The organism is Nonomuraea sp. NPDC049378, from assembly GCF_055586745.1.
The window spans coordinates 161,656-179,603 of record NZ_JBVJHP010000015.1 but is presented as its reverse complement, the minus strand read 5'-3'; the positions used below and the strand labels follow the sequence as shown (position 1 = coordinate 179,603).

Here is a 17,948-nt window from a genome sequence, read left to right as displayed (position 1 = left end):
GGCTGGTCAGCTGATCTTCGGTACGCGCCACATCGGCCAGACGGCTGGGCCGTCGGGCAGAAGGATCGGTTCTCCGCACCGCACGAACCCGTGGCGTTCGTACAGCCGCAGGTTCGCCTGCCCGCTCGCCTCCAGGTAGGCGGGCAGACCGGCCGCGTCGGCGCGTGCCAGACCGCGGGCGAGCAGCGCGGAACCGGCGCCCTGCCCCTGGCAGGCGGGGTGAACGCCGAGGAACTGGAGGTGGAGGTGGTCGCGATCGCTCGGGTGCCGAGCGGTCGTGAGCTCCACATACTGCCTCAGGCGGACGGGCAGTTCCGGTGGCAGCCCGTCGGTCGCGGAGCCGGGCGTGGAGTCGTCGGCGGACCAGGGCAGCCAGACGGCGACGGCCACCTCGTCCTGGACCTCCAGGCCTCCGGCCGCGGCGGACTCGGCAACCACGAAGGCGAACATCCGGGCGGAGACCTCCGGGGTGAGCCAGCGGATGACGGCGTCGGCGGCGAAAGCGGCGGTGAGCACGCGAACGGCCGCGCCCGCGTCCCCTTCCGGTGTCCGGTCACGACGAAGGCCGCTCCCCTGGCCGCGGCTCGTCACGCGCCCTCCATCGGCGTCGCCGCCGCGGCGGCGGCCGCGGTCTCGAGAAGACGGCAGCGCTCGTCCGGCCCGATGTACCGTCCGGCGGCCACGACCGCGTGGATCCTCCGGGTGTTGGTGATGTCGGCCAGCGGATCGGCGTCCAGGACCAGCAGGTCGGCCAGCCTGCCCGGCTCGACCGTCCCCGAGATTCGCTCGCGCCCGAGGAACCTGGCGGGTTCGAGCGTCGCGGCCCGCAGGGCGCGCATCGTGCTCAGCCCGGAGCCGACCAGCAGTTCGAGCTCGTCGTGCAGGGCGAAGCCCGGGAACAGACCCGGGGTCACCGCGTCCGTGCCGGCCAGCACGCGCACGCCCGCCTCGTCCATGGCGGCGACCGCCGCCCGCCGGTGGTCGAACAGCCTGCGCCGCTTGGTCACCTCGTCCGAACTACGCCCGCCGCCGTGGAAGATCTGGTCCCGGACGAACGCCCACATGTCGGAGGTGCCGGGGGCCATGTAAGCGAGCCGCTGGTCGTCCAGCCGGATTCCCTCGGCCAGGTCGACCGCGGCGTGCATGATGAGCGTCGGGCAGTAGGCGACGTCCTCGGCGACGAACCGCTCGAACAGCGCCGTGGCGGATGCCCGGCTGTAGCGGTTGACTGACTCCCATTCCACCTCGTTGACCTGCTTGAACCAGTTCGCGTAGTGGAAACCGGGTTCGGGGGAGATCCGGGCCATCGCGGCCTCCATCCGCTCCACGTCGTCGGCGGTGGCGGGCCACAGGCCGTGGACGTGCTCGAAGGACCGCTGGCCCGCGCCGACCTGCTCGACGAGCGGGATCAGGTCGGACCGGTGGCCGACCACCGGGATGTCCTGTTTGGCCGCCTCGTCCAGTAGTGCGAAGTAGGGCTCCCTGCCCAGCCGGGAGTACGCCTTGACGAAGTCCGCTCCACCGTCCTTGGCCTCGCCGACGGCGCGCCGGGCCTCCTGCTCGGTGGTGACCGAGATGATCGGCGCGTCTTCGAACAGCTCTTCCCACAGGGCGGGGGAGCCGTCCACGATCGGGCTGGCGATGATCGACCGAGGTCCGAGCATCTTGCCCGCCTCCGTCCGCCGCCGCCATTCGTGCAGGTGCGGCTGACCCCACATCTCGCGTACCGTGGTCACGCCGTTGGCGATGTAGAGCGCGGGAAACTGCCGTTCGTCGTCGCCGCCCTCGCTGTGCACGTGCATGTCGGTCAGCCCCGGCAGCACATAACGCCCGGTAAGATCATGGATTTCGGTCCCCGGCGGGATCACGACCTGGGATGCGGGCCCCACCGCCACGATGGTGCCACCGGCCAGCAGGACGGTCTGGTCCGGCAGGGACGGCCCGCCGGCGACGTCGATCACGGTGACATGGGTGAGTGCCATGGGTACGTCGGCGAATGTCATGTGTACACCGTATGGATCGGCACGCTCGCAGGCTCGATCACCTGATGCACTTCTTCAACCGTACTGCTGGCTGGGCGCTGAACGGCGGCTCGCCGGGTTGCCCGCGTTCGCTTCCGAACTAGTACAGTTGGGCCGTGGCAGCGGTGCGGGATGATCAACGACCGGCGCAGCGCGTCGTTCTCGAGCTGCGCCGCAGGATCGCCGACGGCGTCCTGCGGCCCGGTGATCGGGTGCCTTCCACCCGGCAGATCGTGCGCGATTTCGGCGTCGCCATGGCGACCGCGAGCCGCGCGCTGACCCTGCTGAGGGAGGAGGGCCTGATCGTCACGCGGCCCGGCTCGGGCAGCGTGGTCAGGGTCCCCGAGACCCGCGCGCCCGCCGCGCCACGGTTGTCGCCCCGCGACCTGACCAGAGCGAAGATCATCGCGGTGGCCATCGCGGTCGCCGACCGCGAGGGGATCGAAGCGGTCTCCATGCGTGGCCTCGCGGGCAGGCTGGGTGTGGCGGCCATGTCCCTCTATCACCATGTCGCCGGCCGTGACGAGCTCGAGCTCCTGATGATCAACGCGGTGTTCCGGGCGCAGCCGCTGGCCGCCGTCCTTCCCGAGGGGTGGCGCGCGCAGCTGGAGGAGATCTACCGGCTGCAGTGGCGGCTCTACCGCCGTCACCCGTGGCTGGCAGGGCTGCTGTCGCTGACGCGGCCGCCGTTCGTCCCCGAGGCCATGATGCACAGCGAGCGGACCTTCGCGGCGCTCGCCCAGCTCGGCCTGTCGCCGGACGAGCGCAAGCGCGCGGCCCTCGCGCTCCCCGCGCTGGTGCGCGGGCTCGCCTTGACGGCGGCGGATGAGGTACGCGTGGAGCGCGAGACGCGCATGCGCACGACCGACTGGTGGGCGGCCATGGAGAGCGAGGCCAGGATGACGTTCCGGTCGGGGAGCTTTCCCCATCTCGCGGCCGTGGAGCAGACCGTGCTCGCCGAAGACCTGGAGGTCGTGTTCGAGCATTCGCTCATGCGCTATCTCGACGGGCTGGCGGGGCTCGCCGAGCAGCGATGACCGGGCTCGCCGCCAGCCCGGCAACCGACGCGAGAGCAGACGTCGCGCTCCGCATGCACGGCCTCTTCGATCTTGGTGAGTGAACCGGACCGAGCCTGCCCGAGCCCCGCGGCGTCGGTCCACCGGATGGCCGAGAGGGAGGGAAAATCCGTCCGGCCGGCCGCGATGCGCGAGCGGATCGTGGACGCTACGACAAGGGAACGTGGAGGCTCCGGCATGGCCCACCGCGCGGCGATGGGTGAGGCTTTCCTCCAGATTCAGCCGTTCCGATCAAAGGAGGGATTCCATGCCCGTCCTCCTCCAAGGGGGTCGACCTGGAGCAACTCCACGGTGATCCGCATGCGGTACTGGTTGCCCCCGACGAAGCGCCGCCGCGACAACATCAAGATCGTGGACTTCGGCAAGCGGGGGGAACACGGGGCCAGTGATCGATGACGGGATGGTGGACAGCTTCGGATCCGACTGGAAACCCCTTCTCATCCGGAGTTACCAGCGCCGCGTCGGCAAGGTCCGCGTGGAGTTCGTCTTCGACCGCAAGGGTAAGGACCCGCGGCGCTCGAGGACGTTCTGACCGACGGTCCGCTCTCGCCGGCCGCCCGGCGCCCTCATGGGTCTCCGACGCCTCGCAGCCTTGGGGCGGTTTCGGTGGGTGCCGGGAGGTGCGCCGGCCAGCGCCGTGCCACAGGCAGCATGGCCAGGCAGCCGGCGAGGCCGCACCCGCCCACGATCAGGGCCGGGTTGCCGGCGAGGTCGGTGAGCGCACCCGCCAGGCTGGTGGCCAGCCCGATTCCGGCCATCATCCCTGCGGCGGCGACGCCGAAGGCCCGGGCGCGGTGGGAGCCGGGCACCTCGCGTACGAAGCGGGCGTTGAGCGCGATCTGGAACGCCGTGCCGTACCCGCTCAGGGCCAGCAACCCGAGCACCACCGGGAGGGGCGGGCCGGCGGCGATCGGCACGAGGGCGAGGCACGACAGCAGCGCCATCGGGCGGACCTGCCTCCAGCGCGCGGCCGGCGAGGTGAAGCGGCCGTAGATGATCGCTCCGATCATGCAGCCGAAAGGCATGGCCGACAGCAGCAGCCCGACGGTCGCGTCACCGCCGCCAACCCACTGCGCGTAGGCGGTCATCAGCCCTTCCGGTGCCGTGGCGAAGGCCGCCCCCGCCCACCCGAGCAGGAGATACGCCCGCAGCTGCGGGTCGCGGGTGACGAGGCGGAAGCCGTCGGCGGTCGACCGGAGTACGGTGGGCGCCCCCGCCCGTGCCGGAGCCGGACGGCGGATGAGATGGCGGGCGAGGAGAAGCGCCGAGATGGCGAAGGTGGCGGCGTCGATGAGCAGCACCTCCCGCGCGGACAGGACCGCCAGCAGCAGCCCGCCGCCGGCGAAGCCGAGCATCTGAGCGATCTGGCCGGTCAGGCTGCTGATGCCGGCGGCGACGACGTACTTGCCCCCGTCGAGCACCTCGGGCATGGTCGCCGAGCGAGCGGCCTGGGCGGGCGGGGCGAGCAGCGCGGACACGAACAACACGCCGATCAACACGGCGACCGGAAGGCCCGGCGTCACCAGCAACGCGATCAGGCACATGCGGGCCGCATCGCTGACGATCATCACGGTACGCCGGGGAAAGCGGTCGGCCAGAGCCGACAGCACGGGTCCGAGGACCACCCACGGCAGATAACCGATACCGAAGGTGACCGCCGCCAGGAACGCGGAGCCGGTGCCGGTGAACACAAGAGCCGCGACCGCGACCTTCGTGAGCTGGTCGCCGATCAGCGAAAGCAAGTGGGCGGCGAACAGGGCACGGAACTCCCGGAGCCGGAAGATCTCTCGATAGGTGGCGGCCGTTGTGTCTGTCGGCATTCTCTTCCCCGGATCAACTGCAGTCGAGGTGGGCCCGCACACCCCTGCACGCGGGCCCACCCCTTACCCTTCAATCGGCGCACACGACCGAATCAATACCAGGTGTTCCCTCGACGTGCCTTCACGTGAATCACCTCCGTCCTTCTCCGCTTGAAACGTTCGTTCTTTGGCTAGGCTATTGAATCTGGCACGCGAAACGATGTCGCGGGGTCCACGCTTTTTGGCGATGCGTCCACAGGAAAGGCGGATATGAGCGGGGAAGCGGAGCGGGTGCGGTCGCATCCTGCCGACTGGTTCGAGGTGTGGCGCGAGCAAATGAGCAAGGGCGCGGGATTGGAGATGGCCAGCGAATTCGCCGACGACATACGGGTCAGCGGGCAGGAAACGCCCCTCGGTCCCGTGGACCTTCAGGTGAAGTCGTTCCGGTCGGCGGCGGCGCGGCGACTGCGGGGCAGCACGATCGACGATCGCACGTATCAGATCGTCCTGCCCCTGCGCGGGAGCCTGCGCGCCTGCTGGGACGGGCGAGAAGCCGAGGTCGGCGCCGGAGACCTCTACGTGCACGACATGGCGCGGGCCGATCGTTACGAGTTCAGCGCGCCCCACGAGCACGGGTTGTTCGAGATGGCGGTGATCGCGTTCCCGAAGGTTCTCCTGCCCCGCAACGCGAGGCACGAGCAGATGCTCGGGCAGCGCATGTCGGGCACGGAGGGAACGGGCGCGCTGCTGAAAGGCTTCATCGCCGAACTCGCCAACGGAAAGGGCGAATTCAGCACGTCAGAGAGAGTCAGGCTGGGTATGGTTCTCGTCGACCTGGCCACGGTCCTTCTCTCCTGCCCGGGCGGCGAGGAGATGATCGACCCAAGGGCTCGGGACAGATATTCCCTGACCCTGCAGGTTCAGCGGTTCATTCAGGTCAATCTCGCCGATGCCGAACTTTCGCCGAGGTCGGTTGCCGCCGCGCATCACATCTCGGTCAGTTATCTGCACAAGCTTTTCCAGGAGCAGGAGATCTCGGTCGCCGCATGGATAAAGACGCGCCGGCTGGAGCGGGTGCGCCGCGATCTGGCTGATCCGTCGCTGGCCGACGTCCCCATTCACGGAATCGCCGCCCGGTGGGGATTTCCGGACGCGGCCGGTTTCAGCCGTTCGTTTCGCGCGGCGTACGGCATGCCCGCCAAGGACTTCCGGGCGCAGGCGCTGGACGGCGGCGCCTGACGGCCGGTCGTCAAACGGTCGCCGGGCCCCTTCGCCAGCGGGCCGCGGCGGTCCTGACGATCGTGGGCACCATCCCGCGCATCCCCAGCGCCTGGACCCCGGAAAGGGGGCTCCAGTAGTCACGCCAGGTGACGATCTCCCCGCCCCGCGCGCGCAGCACCTGAATGTAGGGCATGCGGTACGGCTTGCCGGTGCTCACCACCCGCCCCCGCCCTTCGTACTCGGCGACGACGACCTCCGGATCGCCGGTCTCATAGACGCGGAGCCCGTGAAAGCCGGTCAGTTCCAGCGGAGTGGAGGTGATCGAGGTGAGATAGCGGCGGATCTCCTCCCGGCCCCGCAGGAACTTCGGCACTCCGGGTGGAGCGAAGGGCAGTTCGTGTGTCCCGTCGGCCGCGAACATGTCGGCGAAGCCGTTCAGGTCTTTGGCGAGGAAGAGCCGCTGCGCGCGTTCGAGGATCGCCTTGGGGAGGGTGTCGGGCGTTGGCATGGCGGGTCTCCTCATTGGGTCTACGGTTGTTGACTGAACTGATGCTAGTGCGAGCCGGCGGGTTGGGTCAACGGCTGTAGACTCAAGTTTCATGTCCGACCACCGTCCCCGCCTGTCCCGGGCCGAGCAGCGCAGACAGACCGAGAACCGGATCCTGGCCGCCGCTCGTCACCTCTTCGCCACCCTGGGGTATGACCGCACCACGATCAGGGGAGTCGCCGCCGCCGCGGAGGCCGACCCCGGGCTGGTGATGCGCTACTTCGGCTCGAAGGACGCGCTGTTCGCCCGGGTCGCCGAGGTCGCGCCCGACCGGCCGGTGGCCGGGACGCCGGAAGAGGTCGCCGAACTCCTGCTGGCCTCCATGGCGGACAAGCTGGAGTCCGATGCCCCGGGCGCCCTGGCGATGCTGCGTTCCATGCTCACGCACCCGGACACCGGCGACGAGGTGCGCGCCGCGATCGCAGAGCAGCAGCGGCAGGTGGCCGCCGCACTCTCCACCGACGACGCGGTTCTTCGCGCCGGGCTCATCGGCGCCCTCACCGTCGGGGTCCTGCTGAGCCGCCACCTCCTCCACCTGGAAGGGGTGAGGGACGCCGGAGTGGCGGAGATCGTCCGCGTGCTGCGGCCAGCCGTGCACGCCATCGCCCAGGGCACGGCCGCGCCCGATCCGCAGCACCATCACTGATCGCGAGGTCGTCCCGAACCCGCCGGCGGTTCGGTGTTCGATGCCGTGGAAGGACACCCCGGCGTCCAGCACGCCGGGTGGCGAACTCGCGCACGGAGCAGAGCCAGGCCATCGGATGCCCTCACTCGGAAAGGGATCCGGATGCGGCACCGGCGGGACGCCTGCCGAGGACGAAGGCGCCGCCCTGGGCGTGGAAGACACCCATGGCCAGCACGCCCGCCGCGCCGGCGGCGAGCGCGGGGATCGGGTGTCCGCCGAGCTCGGCGGTGATCACCAGAGTGATGGCGATCACGTACATGGCCCAGCCGGCCACGAGATTCACCAGCGGGCTGGTGCCGAAGAGGGTCGGAAATCGTTCTCTGGTGATGCCCTTCACGAAATGGGGTGTGGCGTTGGCGGCCAGGACGCCGGCCAGGAAGCTGAGCAGAATCGTCTGCGTCACGGCACTCTCCTTGGGTCTTGGTCAGATCAGCATTCGGCCGGTGAGGCCGGCGAGCCGGCGTAGCCGGGTGCGCGGCACGGCCGGCTCCTCGTCCTGCTGGGCATTCCGCCGAGCACGTCGATCACCGCGTGTAGACCTGCGTGCGCCACGTGACGCGCGCGCTCGAGGTGTCGGATGAGCTGTACGCCCGCAGCGCCGAGGCTCGGTAGCCGACCAGCTTCGCCGAGTCCCCGGCCGACCACGGGACGCTGACCGAGCCCGACCTCCCACAGGTCTCGGCCTTGAACCCCTTCTCCTTGCCATTGACGTAGCCGCGCACCTTGACGCACACGCGGGCGGTGGCCGACCAGCGGTAGGACAGCCGCGTACCGAGACGGTGGGAACAGCCCTGCTGAACCGGGCCCCATGTCCTGGCCGGCGCGTTGACGCTCTTCTGGCAGTTCACCGGATCGGCCGCGGCCGGCCCCGCCGCCACCGGCGTCAACGCGATCGCGGCACCAGCCGCCGCCACCAGGCCGAGAATCCTTCTCATCGGTGTTTCCCCTCAGTAGGAGTGACCGCGCTCCCGCGGGCCTCCACCCAAGGATCTTGGCCGGGCACGGCGGCGTCCATGCCGGGAAGTCGCCCGCACTTGACTCCGCGTCCACAGGACGCTGATGCCTGGAGCACCCAGCCGCGTTCGACGTCGAGGACCAGCTTTCCGGTGCTGCCGCCGGACCCGACGCGCCGGTGTGCCGTCGCCCCGGCTCGCGGATTCCCTGGCGGCCTGGCCGCCTACGGCAGGCGCAGGCCGCGCAGCCGCGTCCACGACAGCAGCACGTGCACCCGGTCCGGCAGGTCCAGCTTGGTCAGGATGCTCGACACGTGCACCTTCACGGTGTATCGGCTGATGACGAGCCGGCGGGCGATCTCGTCGTTGGACAGGCCCTCGGCGATCAGCTCACAAACCTGCCGCTCGCGGTCGGTGAGCCGGTCGGCCGCAGCCAGCAGCGCCCTGTCGGCGTCGGTGGGCAGCGTGGGCTGCAACGCCTCGATCATCCGGGTCGTCGCCTCAGGAGCCAGCACCGACTGGCCGGCGGCGACGATCCTGATGCCGTCGCGGATGCGCTCGCCCGGCGCGTCCTTGAGCAGGAAGCCGCTGGCTCCGGCCTGCAAGCCGGCATAGACGTAGCTGTCCAGGTCGTACGTCGTGAGAATGAGCACCCGGCTGTGCCCGCCGGCGATGCGGCGGGTGGCTTCGATGCCGTCCATGCCGGGCAGCCGGATGTCCATGAGCACCACGTCAGGACGGTGCTCCGCGACGGCGGCCACGGCGGCGGCACCGTCACCCACGGCGGCCACCACGGTCAGGTCGTCCGCCGCCCCGACCAGCCGGACCAGCGCCTCGCGAAGCAACTGCTCGTCGTCGCAGACCAGGACGCGGATGGCGGTCACGACACCGCCCGCAGCGGCAGCGTCGCGCACAGCTCGAACATCTCCCGCCCCGAGCTCACCTCCACGGTGCCGCCGAGGAGCCCGACGCGTTCGCGCATGCCGATCAGCCCCACCCCGCTCGGCCCGCCGGCGGGGGCCTCGGCGGGGACGGCGTTGACGACCGTGACCCTCAGGTGGGTGGCGGTGTAGTCGAGCGACACCCGTACGTCCACGGGGCCGGCGTGCTTGGTGACGTTGGTCAGCGCCTCCTGGACGACGCGGTAGGCGGCCAGCTCGATGCTGGTGTCGACGTGCCGTACGTCGCCGGAGCGGATCAGCGTCGCCCGTGGCCCGCCCGGCGGGATGGCCGCCACCAGAGCGTCGAGCTGGTGCAGCCGCGGAGGAGGGGCGAGCGGATCGTGCCCGGGCGGCGCCTGCCTGAGCACGCCGAGCAGCCGCCGCAACTCGGCCAGGGACTCCCGGCCGGTACGGGCCACCCGGCGCAGCGTCTCCTCCATGTCGTCACGGGTGTCCGCGCCGGCCTCCGCGTCCAGCACCATGGTGGTGACCGAGTGGTTGAGGATGTCGTGCAGCTCCCTGGCCAGCAGTGTCCTCTCGCGCTCCGCCGCGCGCCGCTCGGCCAGCTCGCGTTCGGCCTCCAGCCGCCGCGAGCGGGCCTGCAACTCGTGGATGCGGTCACGGCGGCGCCCGTCCACACGCCCCATGGCCCAGAACCCGACGACGAGCACCGCCGCCACCGCGTACACGGCCACCACCCGCAGGGGGTCGCCGAGTGACACCAGCGTGACCGGCAACCCGATGCCCAGCAGCGCCAGCACCGCCGCGACGCCGATGACCCGGTGGCCACCCCGGCCCCACGCCCCGAGGCGGGACGCGGCGACCAGTGGCGCCACCAGGACGGGCATCTTGACGAGAATCAGCGCCAGCTCGAGGACGACGCTCACGCCCAGCACGGAGAGCGGAAAGCGGCGCGACAACATCAGCGCCGCCGACTGCGCGCCCGCCAGCGCCAGTTGCACGCCCGGCTCGTCACCGGGCACGACCAGCCAGGCGGCCAGCGGCGGCAGCAGGGCGGGCAGGCCGTCGCTCAGCCACTCCAGCCTGGTTTCGCGCTGCGCCGGATCGCCCGCGTACGCGCCCAGCCGGCCGCCACCAGCACCAGCACCGGTGCCCACGGCAGCAGCGCGATCGTCCAGCTCACCCCGAGCGGCGGGCCCGGCTGGTCGATCGCCTGGACCGGCAGGACTCCCGTCGAGGTCGCGCCCGCTCTCTCCACGGCGAACTCGAAGCGCCATGTGCCCTCCTCAGGCAGTGAGACGACGTCCAGCCCCCAGACCTGCTCCGCGCGGGGATGCCGCGGCAGCACGATGGCATCGCCGCGGCGCTGCAGGACGATGCCCTTCAGCCCTTTGCGGTCGCCGCTGGGCGACACGGTCGTGACCAGGCCTGTGCGCCCGCCGATGCCGCCCGCCGGTTCGAAGGTGAAGTCGAGGGACTGCAGGGCGCGGACCGGCCACTCCGTGAACCCTACGGTGATCGGGGCCCCGTCGCTCATGGTGACGGTCTCCGTGTGCACGATCTCACCGGGGAGCGGGGCGGCGGCGGCCGGTCCCGCGGCGGTCATCACGGCCAGGGCGGCCGCCAGAGCCACCAGGACGCGCCTCATGCCGTCACCGCCTGCGGGACGGAGAGGCCGCGCTCGTTGAAACGGCGCAGCAGGACGGCGCACTGCCAGCCCAGCCATCCCGCCCCCGCGCCCAGGGCGGTCGCCGCGGCCAGCGTGATCGGCAGGTTCATCTCCAGAATCCCGAGCCCGCCGTAGAAGAGCGCGGTGTTCGTACCGGCCAGCGCGCCGGCCGCCATCGCGATCCGCACCGGCTGCACCGCGCGCCGGACCGCCCACGCCGTCATGGAGCCGGCCAGCAGCGCGACGAGCGGATAGGTGACCGGGAACCCGATCAGCGCCTGTGGCATGTTCGCGGCGTAGTCGCGCATCGGCTGGCCGATCGCCTCGGCGTACCACCGGGTGGCGGCCGGGGCGAACAGTGAGAGCCCGCCTTGGACGAGCACGAACGTCAGCCCTGTCGCGGCGGGCCAGTGCCAGGAACGAGTGAGGCCGATGACCAGGCTCAGGATGAGCGCCGCCGCCGCGCTCAGGCCCAGCACGCGGGGCGCCACGCCGGGCAGCCATTCGAAGATGATCTCCGACACCATGCCGAAGGCCGACGTCGAGCCGAGGGTGGCCAGGCCGACGGCCAGGGCCAGGCCCCATCGCTCGGCCCGGGTACGCCGCAGCACGGCGAACGCCATGATCATGGCAAAGATCTCGACCTGGATGGACAGCCCGAGCCCGAAATGCGACGGGGTGGTCCCGGCGGCGATGTCGAAGCCGTACACCTCGTGCCACCACAGGTCGGAGCCCGCGTACAGGAGGTTGCCCGAAGCGCCCAGCCCGCCCACCAGGAACGGCCACGGCGCCCGGAACGTGCGCAACACCGTCACGGAGGGCGTGCTGGTGGGCGCGCCACGCGCCCACGTGGACTGCAGCACCACGATCAGGCAGGTGAGCCCGATGATGCCGGTGCCGGCGTAGAGGAGCAGGTGCGGGGCGGTCCAGAAGTTGTCGGGCCCGACGTCGCCGTGCCACTGCCCGTCCCAGACCATGCCGGTCAGTAACGTGGCGTAGCCGAGGAGCAGGGACCAGGCGCCGGTGACCTCCCGGCGGGGTATGTGTGGAAGTTCGGATGACATGGGGGAGTCACTCCTAAGCTGTGATCAATGTGTTGACTTTGATGACTTCGGTGCCCGAGGTGTCGTGCACGCGGACGCCGATCTCCCACGGGCCCGTCATGGTGAACAGCTCGCCGCGGGCCACATAGCGGCCCGGCCCGTCGGACCGGGCCTGGAGCTCCGGCGTGGCGTGCCCCATGTGCGGCATCACCGCGGAGATCGAGACGTCCGCCGGGGACGCCGGGTGGAGCTCGACGCGCACGTCGAGAGGGCCGAGCCGGGGTTCAAGACGCACCACGACGGCGTGGTGGGTGCCCCGGCCGCGCAGCTCGGCCGGTCCGGGATCGGCGGGACTCCCGTGGAAGATCCAGGCGATGCCGGCCGCGATCAGCAGCACGGGCAGGACGATGTACAGGCGGCGCCTCATCGGCCGCTCCCTTCTTCGGCGACCTCGATGACGTGGGGCACGGTGACGATCCGGTAGTCCCGGGCGTACTGGATCCAGACCAGGTAGCGGCCCGGCCGGGGAAAGCTGAAGACGAACTCGAGCCGGGGCCCGTAGCGGGCGACCGACTCGTCCGGCACCCGGGCGGCGGTGGCGTCGGCCATGGAGCGGGCCTCATGGACGTGGCCGAGGTAGCCGCCGTCATGGCTGCGCAGGATCAGATGGCCGGCCATGCCGAGCCATGGCCGCAGCGCGGTGGCGCCGGTGTCGAGCGTGAGGCGGAGCGGCCGTCCGGCTACGGGATGCGCGGGTTCGGTCACCGGCCGCGCGCCGGTGGAAGCGGTCACCGGCCTGTCCCCCCGATCGCGGTGATCCGGGTCGGGGACGGTGAACGTGCCCGAGACGAGCTGGCCGCCCGCACCGGCCCGTTCGAACTCGACGTACACGAGGTGCCGCCCCGGCTGCTCCGCGCGCAGCCGCACCTCGTACACGCCCGGCGCGGTCCTGATCGGGTGCACGTGCCGGAAGAAGCGGCCGTCGTCGCTGGTCACGACCAGGTGTGCCAGGGCGGCGTGGTGCTCGGCCAGGTCGTCCGCCGGGGCCCCGGTAGAGCCGTCGAACAACGTCACCCGCAGCCGGTAGGCCGACCGGAGGGCGGGTCGCTCCGGCGCCACCTCCACCAGCGGCTGCGCGTTCGGCCGGGTGAGCGTCTCGGGAGCCGGGGCACCCTCCGGCGCGAACCAGGGCGAGATCGCTCCGGTGGTGAACGCCACGACGATCGCCACCGCGAACGTCCCCGCGAACCCCATCGCCGCGCCCCTGCGCCGAAGCGCCGCACTCGCCAGTGCGCCGAGCAGCGCCACCGCCCCGCACGCGAAGGCCGCGTACACGACGACCTCCCAGCGCGGCGTGGTCGGCACCAGCAGGCTGAACGGCAGCACCGACCGCTCCCCGCCCGCCCGCACCTCCAGCTCGTGCGGTCCCACGTCCTGGGCGCGCAGGATGGCCGGGTACATGCCGGGCCGCCCGCCCTCGACCCGCACGGAGGCCGTGGACGACCCGCCGTTCTCGACGGACCGGACGGCCAGCTCGACCTGCCCGCCCTTCCCGGGGTCGTGCGCGACCACGTCCACCTGCAGCGGAGCCGGTACCCGTATGCTCGCCCGCACCACGACGGTGAGTTCCATGCCGCCGATCGTCTGGGCGAAACGCGCATCGGCCTCGGCGTCCCGGCCGTGCGCGGCCGCGGGGGACGCCCAGGCGAGCAGGGCCACAAGGGCGAGCAGAACCGGGGTCAGACGGTTGATCACGGCGTCGAGCGTAGGAGCCGGCCCGCATCCGCCACATCGCCCGGCGGCACTGACGTGCCTAGTTCCACGGAACTACCGACGTCGCCGGATCGATCGTGCCGCCCCGCCCGCGCACGCCCGATGGCGGGGACGCGGCCGGCGTCCCCGCCAGGTCGGTTGGGGACGGCTACCGCTGGGCGGAGCGTTCGGCCTCGCGCTTGACCTTCTGGATCTGCTCGTCGGTGACGACCAGGTTGCCGAATTCCTTGACCGCCTGGTAATAGGTCCAGGCGAGCCCGTCACAGGTGGACTTCGACACTCCCGAATAGCCGGCGCACACCCGGCGCATGTCGAAGTAGAAAGCGTCGTCTATGCGGGGCTTGTTGGCCGGGAACTGGCCGACGTCCTTGTAATTGCGGTAACCGAAGTCGTGCCGCCTGCACGGCATGCGGAAATCGAAGCCGAGCGGCTGGTCGGGGCTGCTCGAGCAGAGGTCGGTGGACCAGTCGAAGGCGTAGTCGGCCCAGGCCGACTGGTTCTCCCACGCGTTGCGCCACGCATTGGCGCTCGTGGTGGTGGGCTGGCTGAACGAGGAGAGAGCGGCGAGTTTCTGCTCCAGCGTCACCGCGTGGGCCGGCAGCGCGAATCCGAATAAGGTGAACAGAAGGACGACGGCGGGGGTGATGAGGGCGATTGGTCGTCTGATCATGAAAACCTGCTCCAGATGCCCGGGGATATGGCAGGGTTCGCCTGATGTCCTTACGATGACGCGCGGTTCCGGGAAAATCCGAAGCAGATCTTGCCCAAACTTCCGGGCAGGCTTCGCACAGCATTGATCTTTACAATGCGACGCGATTCTGTCAGCTGTGGAGTCAGCGGGTGACGCGGCGGGACAGCAGCAGCCGCGCCGACCAGCCGGCGGCCCACAGCAGGAGCAGCGCAACGAGCGCGCCGCCCAGCACGATGGTCAGCCCGGCGCCGATGTTGGCCCCGACCGTGCCCGCCGTCACGACCCGCCAGCCGGCTCCCACGACGGCGCCCGCGGCCAGCACCGGGATCAGCGCCGCCCACCACCGGCGGTCGAACCGGCGCCGCCGCGACGCCCGCACCAGCAGTGCCGCCGTCACGCCCGCCACCACCAGCGCTCCCAGGCCGACGGCGCGCTCGGCCCACGGGCCCAGGCCGGGTGGACTGATCAGGTGGTCGAGGACCGTGCCGGGCGGCACGTCCGCGCTGAGGTCGCCCACCAGCCACCAGACGGCCACCGGTACGGCCAGCGCGCAGCCCGCGGCTGCCGCGAGAAGGCCCCGTCCCGAGGGCGATGCCGTGTCTCCCATGCGGTAAGTCTTACCGCCACGAGGGCCGGCATGCGCCCGGCCTTCAGCGTTCGCTCCCCAGCGGCTGCACCGAGCACCTGACCACGATGTGGGTGCCGAGCGTGATCGGCGATTCGGCCAGCGGATCCCTGCCCGACAACGCCAGGCGCACGGCGGCCCGGCCCAGCTCGGTGTGCGGCAGGTGAACGGTGGTCAGCCCGATGTCCTCGGCGGGCGGCACGTCGTCGTAGCCGACGATCGAGACGTCCTCGGGGACGCGCAGCCCGTGCTCGCGCAGCGCCTTGACGGCGCCGGCGGCGATCAGGTCGGTGGCGGCGAAGACCGCGGTGAAGTCACGCGGCCCCTCGGCCAGCCGTCGCTTCATCGCCACGTAGCCGCTGCGCCGGTCGAAGTCGCCGCACATCTCCAGCGCGGGGTCGGCCGCGACCCCGTGATCGGCGAGGGCCGCGCGATAGCCCGCGACCCGGGTGTCCGACGTGGTGTTGCCGGGGCGGATCCCCAGGTAGAGGATGCGGCGGTGCCCGGCGGACAGCAGGTGCGCGGTGATCGCGTGGGCCCCGCCGGTGTTGTCGAAGTCGACCGTGAAGGCCGGCACCCCGTCACCGAGCGGGGGCCGGCCGCACAACACCAGGCGGGAACCGGAGGCCGCCAGCCCGTGCGCGTAGCGCGTCATGCGTTCGCGGTAGTCGTCGTCGAGGACCACGCCGCCCACCAGGATCACCGCCTCGGCCCGCTGCTCGCGCATGGTCTGGACGAAGGCCAGCTCGCGTTCGGGATCGCTGCCCGTGGTGCAGACGAGCGACAGGCGGCCCTCGGCGGCGGCCTGCTCCTCCACCCCCTGGGCGATGTAGGCGTAGTAGGGCGAGTCGACCGAGTGGATGACGATGGCCACCGCGCCGGGCGAGGCCACGGACAGCGCTCTGGCCTGGGCGTTGGGCACGTAGTCGAGCTCGCGCACCGCGCGCAGCACCTTGCGCCTGGTGCTCGGGTGCACCGGATAGTCACCGGCCAGCGCGCGCGAGACGGTCGCCACCGAGACCCCCGCGTGCGCGGCGACGTCGCGGATGGTGACGCGTCTAGCCGGTCCGGACAACGCGTGCTCCCGCGGATCCATGCCGGCGGTAGGCGGGCTCGCGTCCGAGCCGGACTTCGACCCGCGAGCCGGCGGCATCATTCCACGAGACCTGCTCGCCGTGCACCGAGATTTCCGGGCTCTTGGCGGAAGGGGCCCGCCCTAGCCGCACCGCCGAGACGAAGATCGCCGTGCGACCGCCCGGGTGGGCGCCGACGAGGTAGGGGGTCGCGGAGTGGGGGCCGAACGCGTTCTCGTCGTGGCGGAGGGCGGCGGCTGCCGTGTCCCAGCCGTGCAGCCCGGCGATCTCGCTGACCAGTTCCTTCCCCGAGGTGGTGGTCACCGAAGCGGTGAGCCCGCCCGGCGCGACCGTGCACGGTTCGTCGGCGGCGACGGCGTGCCCGCCGTCGCGGACCACGCTCCCCGCGGGGGCGCTCACCCGGTGCACGCGTATCTCCCAGGGCCCGTCGAGCACGGACGCGGTCTCCACGACCACCTCCCCGTCGGCGTAGCGGGACGCGGCGAAGCCGTCGGCGACGCCGATGCGCTCGATCCGGCGGCGGCGGGTGGCCCGCCCGTCGGGCAGGAGCACGGTGAGATGGTTGTCGATGTTCTCGGCCCGGCCGCCGGCGCCGGTCTCGGGCGCGGTGTGGGTGGAGTAGCCGAGCTTGGCGTAGTGGGGGTCGTCCCTGGCGGTGTCGGGGTCGTTGCCGTCGCTGCCGTGGTTGACCAGGCGGGTGATCCCGTCATGGCGGTGCAGCAGCCAGCCGGGCGCGGGCAGGGCCAGGCTGAGCTCGCCCGCGTCGGGGTCGGCGGCCGGTGCGGTCCACACCGGGTGGTCGGGGCCGAGCAGCAACCCCAGGAAACCCTTGCTCGCCCAGTAGGGGGAGGCCGGCCCCGAGTAACCCTGGGTCACGGGCAGGAAGGGACGGTGCCAGCCCAGGCTGAGCAGGCCGCGTTCGTCGGGCGCGCCGTGGGCGGCGAAGTGGTCGAGTGTGCGGCCGGCCATCAGGCGGGTGGCGCCCGGCTCGATCGGGGAGGCGTCGAAGAGCGCGCCGAGCCAGAGCGGGGCCAGGCTCGCCATCCGGTAGGTGAGCGAACGCCCCTGGTGCATGGGAGCGCCGTCGGGGGCGAACAGGTGCCGGTAGCCGTCGAGGAACGTGCGGAGCCGGTCGCGGTGGACCGTCGCGTCGGCGCCCGACATCCTGGTCCACAACAGCGTGTAGAGGTGGATCGCCCATCCGCAGTAATAGTCGTAGTTCTGGCCGGCGCCGTCGGTGTACCAGCCGTCGCCGACGTACCAGCGCTCCACGTCCGCGAGGTGCCGGTCGATCTCGTCCTGGTCGTACGGGCCGCCGACCCCGGCGAGGAACTGCTCGACGATCACCTTGAACAGCACCCAGTTGCACGGCCAGGCGTGCTTGCCGACGATCCCGCCCAGCCAGGCGACCACCCGCTCCTGGACCCCGGGGTCGAGCCGGTCGAAGAGCATCGGCCGGGTCTCGTGCAGCGCGATCGCGATCGAGGCGGCCTCGACGATGGTCTGGTGGCCGTCGGCGATGGGCAGCCAGGCGAATTCGTGGCCGGGGTCGGTGCCGCCGGCCAGCCCTTCTGCGTAGCGCTCCAGCAGCGGCGCCGGCGCGGCGGCCGGGTCGCCGGCGAGGCGGAACGCGGCGAGCAGGAAGGTGCGCGCGAACCCTTCGAGCCCGTCGGACTCGGGCCCTGACCTGCTGGTGCGGCCGGGCAACCGGTATTGCGCGTGACCGGGCGTGGCGTAGGGAGTCACCGCGTCGAGCAGCCCGTCCGCGACGCTGACCCAGTGCTCGCGAGGGTGGTCAGCGCGCATGACGACTCCTTGGTAACGGGTTACTGTGATGCCGCGCCGAAGA

General features: G+C 71.5%; 20 protein-coding genes. 4 read left to right on the top strand and 16 right to left on the bottom strand.

What is annotated here, in order from left to right; all coding sequences use genetic code 11:
• Nucleotides 1-6 precede the first annotated feature (6 nt).
• Nucleotides 7-591, bottom strand: a complete 585-nt coding sequence (locus ACZ6SA_RS31075) for a GNAT family N-acetyltransferase (protein ID WP_465832129.1) — start codon at nt 589-591, stop codon at nt 7-9.
• Complete coding sequence (locus tag ACZ6SA_RS31070) at nt 588-2,003, bottom strand: amidohydrolase family protein (RefSeq protein ID WP_465832127.1); 1,416 nt, start codon at nt 2,001-2,003, stop codon at nt 588-590. Before ACZ6SA_RS31070 ends, ACZ6SA_RS31075 begins: the two co-directional genes overlap by 4 nt.
• Before the next feature lie 134 nt (nt 2,004-2,137).
• Here ACZ6SA_RS31070 and ACZ6SA_RS31065 point away from each other — a divergent pair, with 134 nt between their 5' ends.
• Both ACZ6SA_RS31065 and ACZ6SA_RS31060 read left to right on the top strand, forming a co-directional pair.
• On the top strand, nt 2,138-3,058 hold the full coding sequence (locus ACZ6SA_RS31065) for a TetR/AcrR family transcriptional regulator C-terminal domain-containing protein (RefSeq protein ID WP_465832125.1): 921 nt from the start codon (nt 2,138-2,140) through the stop codon (nt 3,056-3,058).
• A 424-nt stretch (nt 3,059-3,482) separates the two neighbouring features.
• On the top strand, nt 3,483-3,629 hold the full coding sequence (locus ACZ6SA_RS31060; protein ID WP_465832123.1) for a hypothetical protein: 147 nt from the start codon (nt 3,483-3,485) through the stop codon (nt 3,627-3,629).
• Nucleotides 3,630-3,663: 34 nt separating this feature from the next.
• Here ACZ6SA_RS31060 and ACZ6SA_RS31055 read toward each other — a convergent pair whose 3' ends face one another.
• On the bottom strand, nt 3,664-4,917 hold the full coding sequence (locus ACZ6SA_RS31055) for an MFS transporter (RefSeq protein WP_465832121.1): 1,254 nt from the start codon (nt 4,915-4,917) through the stop codon (nt 3,664-3,666).
• A gap of 249 nt (nt 4,918-5,166) precedes the next feature.
• Here ACZ6SA_RS31055 and ACZ6SA_RS31050 point away from each other — a divergent pair, with 249 nt between their 5' ends.
• Entirely contained in the window at nt 5,167-6,135 is a 969-nt protein-coding gene (locus ACZ6SA_RS31050) for a helix-turn-helix domain-containing protein (protein WP_465832119.1), read from the top strand.
• 10 nt (nt 6,136-6,145) lie between these two features.
• Here ACZ6SA_RS31050 and ACZ6SA_RS31045 read toward each other — a convergent pair whose 3' ends face one another.
• A complete protein-coding gene (locus tag ACZ6SA_RS31045; RefSeq protein WP_465832117.1) occupies nt 6,146-6,625 on the bottom strand; it encodes a nuclear transport factor 2 family protein in 480 nt (159 codons plus the stop codon).
• A 91-nt stretch (nt 6,626-6,716) separates the two neighbouring features.
• Between ACZ6SA_RS31045 and ACZ6SA_RS31040 the strand changes: the two genes are divergently transcribed.
• The gene (locus ACZ6SA_RS31040) at nt 6,717-7,310 is read left to right on the top strand and encodes a TetR/AcrR family transcriptional regulator (protein WP_465832115.1); all 594 of its coding nucleotides are present in this window, start codon (nt 6,717-6,719) and stop codon (nt 7,308-7,310) included.
• A gap of 121 nt (nt 7,311-7,431) precedes the next feature.
• On the opposite strand, the gene ACZ6SA_RS31035 is transcribed toward ACZ6SA_RS31040, so the two are convergent.
• The 12 genes from ACZ6SA_RS31035 to ACZ6SA_RS30980 all read right to left on the bottom strand — a co-directional run bounded on the left by ACZ6SA_RS31035 (nt 7,432) and on the right by ACZ6SA_RS30980 (nt 17,905).
• Nucleotides 7,432-7,752: a hypothetical protein gene (locus tag ACZ6SA_RS31035; RefSeq protein WP_465832113.1), complete on the bottom strand. Its 321-nt coding sequence runs from the start codon at nt 7,750-7,752 to the stop codon at nt 7,432-7,434.
• Nucleotides 7,753-7,873: 121 nt separating this feature from the next.
• Nucleotides 7,874-8,284 carry a hypothetical protein gene (locus ACZ6SA_RS31030; RefSeq protein WP_465832111.1) on the bottom strand — a complete coding sequence of 137 codons (411 nt, stop codon included), beginning with the start codon at nt 8,282-8,284 and terminating at the stop codon, nt 7,874-7,876.
• Nucleotides 8,285-8,526: 242 nt separating this feature from the next.
• Nucleotides 8,527-9,216: a response regulator transcription factor gene (locus ACZ6SA_RS31025; RefSeq protein ID WP_347647101.1), complete on the bottom strand. Its 690-nt coding sequence runs from the start codon at nt 9,214-9,216 to the stop codon at nt 8,527-8,529.
• Complete coding sequence (locus ACZ6SA_RS31020) at nt 9,183-10,361, bottom strand: sensor histidine kinase (protein ID WP_465832108.1); 1,179 nt, start codon at nt 10,359-10,361, stop codon at nt 9,183-9,185. Before ACZ6SA_RS31020 ends, ACZ6SA_RS31025 begins: the two co-directional genes overlap by 34 nt.
• Nucleotides 10,274-10,852 carry a hypothetical protein gene (locus tag ACZ6SA_RS31015; RefSeq protein WP_347647103.1) on the bottom strand — a complete coding sequence of 193 codons (579 nt, stop codon included), beginning with the start codon at nt 10,850-10,852 and terminating at the stop codon, nt 10,274-10,276. The genes ACZ6SA_RS31020 and ACZ6SA_RS31015 overlap by 88 nt, the downstream gene beginning before the upstream one ends.
• Nucleotides 10,849-11,937: a hypothetical protein gene (locus ACZ6SA_RS31010; RefSeq protein ID WP_465832106.1), complete on the bottom strand. Its 1,089-nt coding sequence runs from the start codon at nt 11,935-11,937 to the stop codon at nt 10,849-10,851. The genes ACZ6SA_RS31015 and ACZ6SA_RS31010 overlap by 4 nt, the downstream gene beginning before the upstream one ends.
• Nucleotides 11,938-11,950: 13 nt before the next feature.
• Nucleotides 11,951-12,343 (bottom strand): hypothetical protein, encoded by a 393-nt coding sequence (locus ACZ6SA_RS31005; RefSeq protein ID WP_465832104.1) that lies wholly within the window; start codon nt 12,341-12,343, stop codon nt 11,951-11,953.
• Nucleotides 12,340-13,671, bottom strand: a complete 1,332-nt coding sequence (locus tag ACZ6SA_RS31000) for a hypothetical protein (protein ID WP_465832101.1) — start codon at nt 13,669-13,671, stop codon at nt 12,340-12,342. The genes ACZ6SA_RS31005 and ACZ6SA_RS31000 overlap by 4 nt, the downstream gene beginning before the upstream one ends.
• Before the next feature lie 166 nt (nt 13,672-13,837).
• On the bottom strand, nt 13,838-14,359 hold the full coding sequence (locus ACZ6SA_RS30995; RefSeq protein ID WP_465832099.1) for a phospholipase: 522 nt from the start codon (nt 14,357-14,359) through the stop codon (nt 13,838-13,840).
• A 163-nt stretch (nt 14,360-14,522) separates the two neighbouring features.
• Nucleotides 14,523-14,987 carry a hypothetical protein gene (locus tag ACZ6SA_RS30990; RefSeq protein WP_347647108.1) on the bottom strand — a complete coding sequence of 155 codons (465 nt, stop codon included), beginning with the start codon at nt 14,985-14,987 and terminating at the stop codon, nt 14,523-14,525.
• Nucleotides 14,988-15,030: 43 nt separating this feature from the next.
• Nucleotides 15,031-16,080 carry a LacI family DNA-binding transcriptional regulator gene (locus ACZ6SA_RS30985; protein ID WP_465832097.1) on the bottom strand — a complete coding sequence of 350 codons (1,050 nt, stop codon included), beginning with the start codon at nt 16,078-16,080 and terminating at the stop codon, nt 15,031-15,033.
• Complete coding sequence (locus tag ACZ6SA_RS30980) at nt 16,064-17,905, bottom strand: DUF2264 domain-containing protein (RefSeq protein ID WP_465832095.1); 1,842 nt, start codon at nt 17,903-17,905, stop codon at nt 16,064-16,066. The genes ACZ6SA_RS30985 and ACZ6SA_RS30980 overlap by 17 nt, the downstream gene beginning before the upstream one ends.
• Nucleotides 17,906-17,948: the final 43 nt, after the last annotated feature.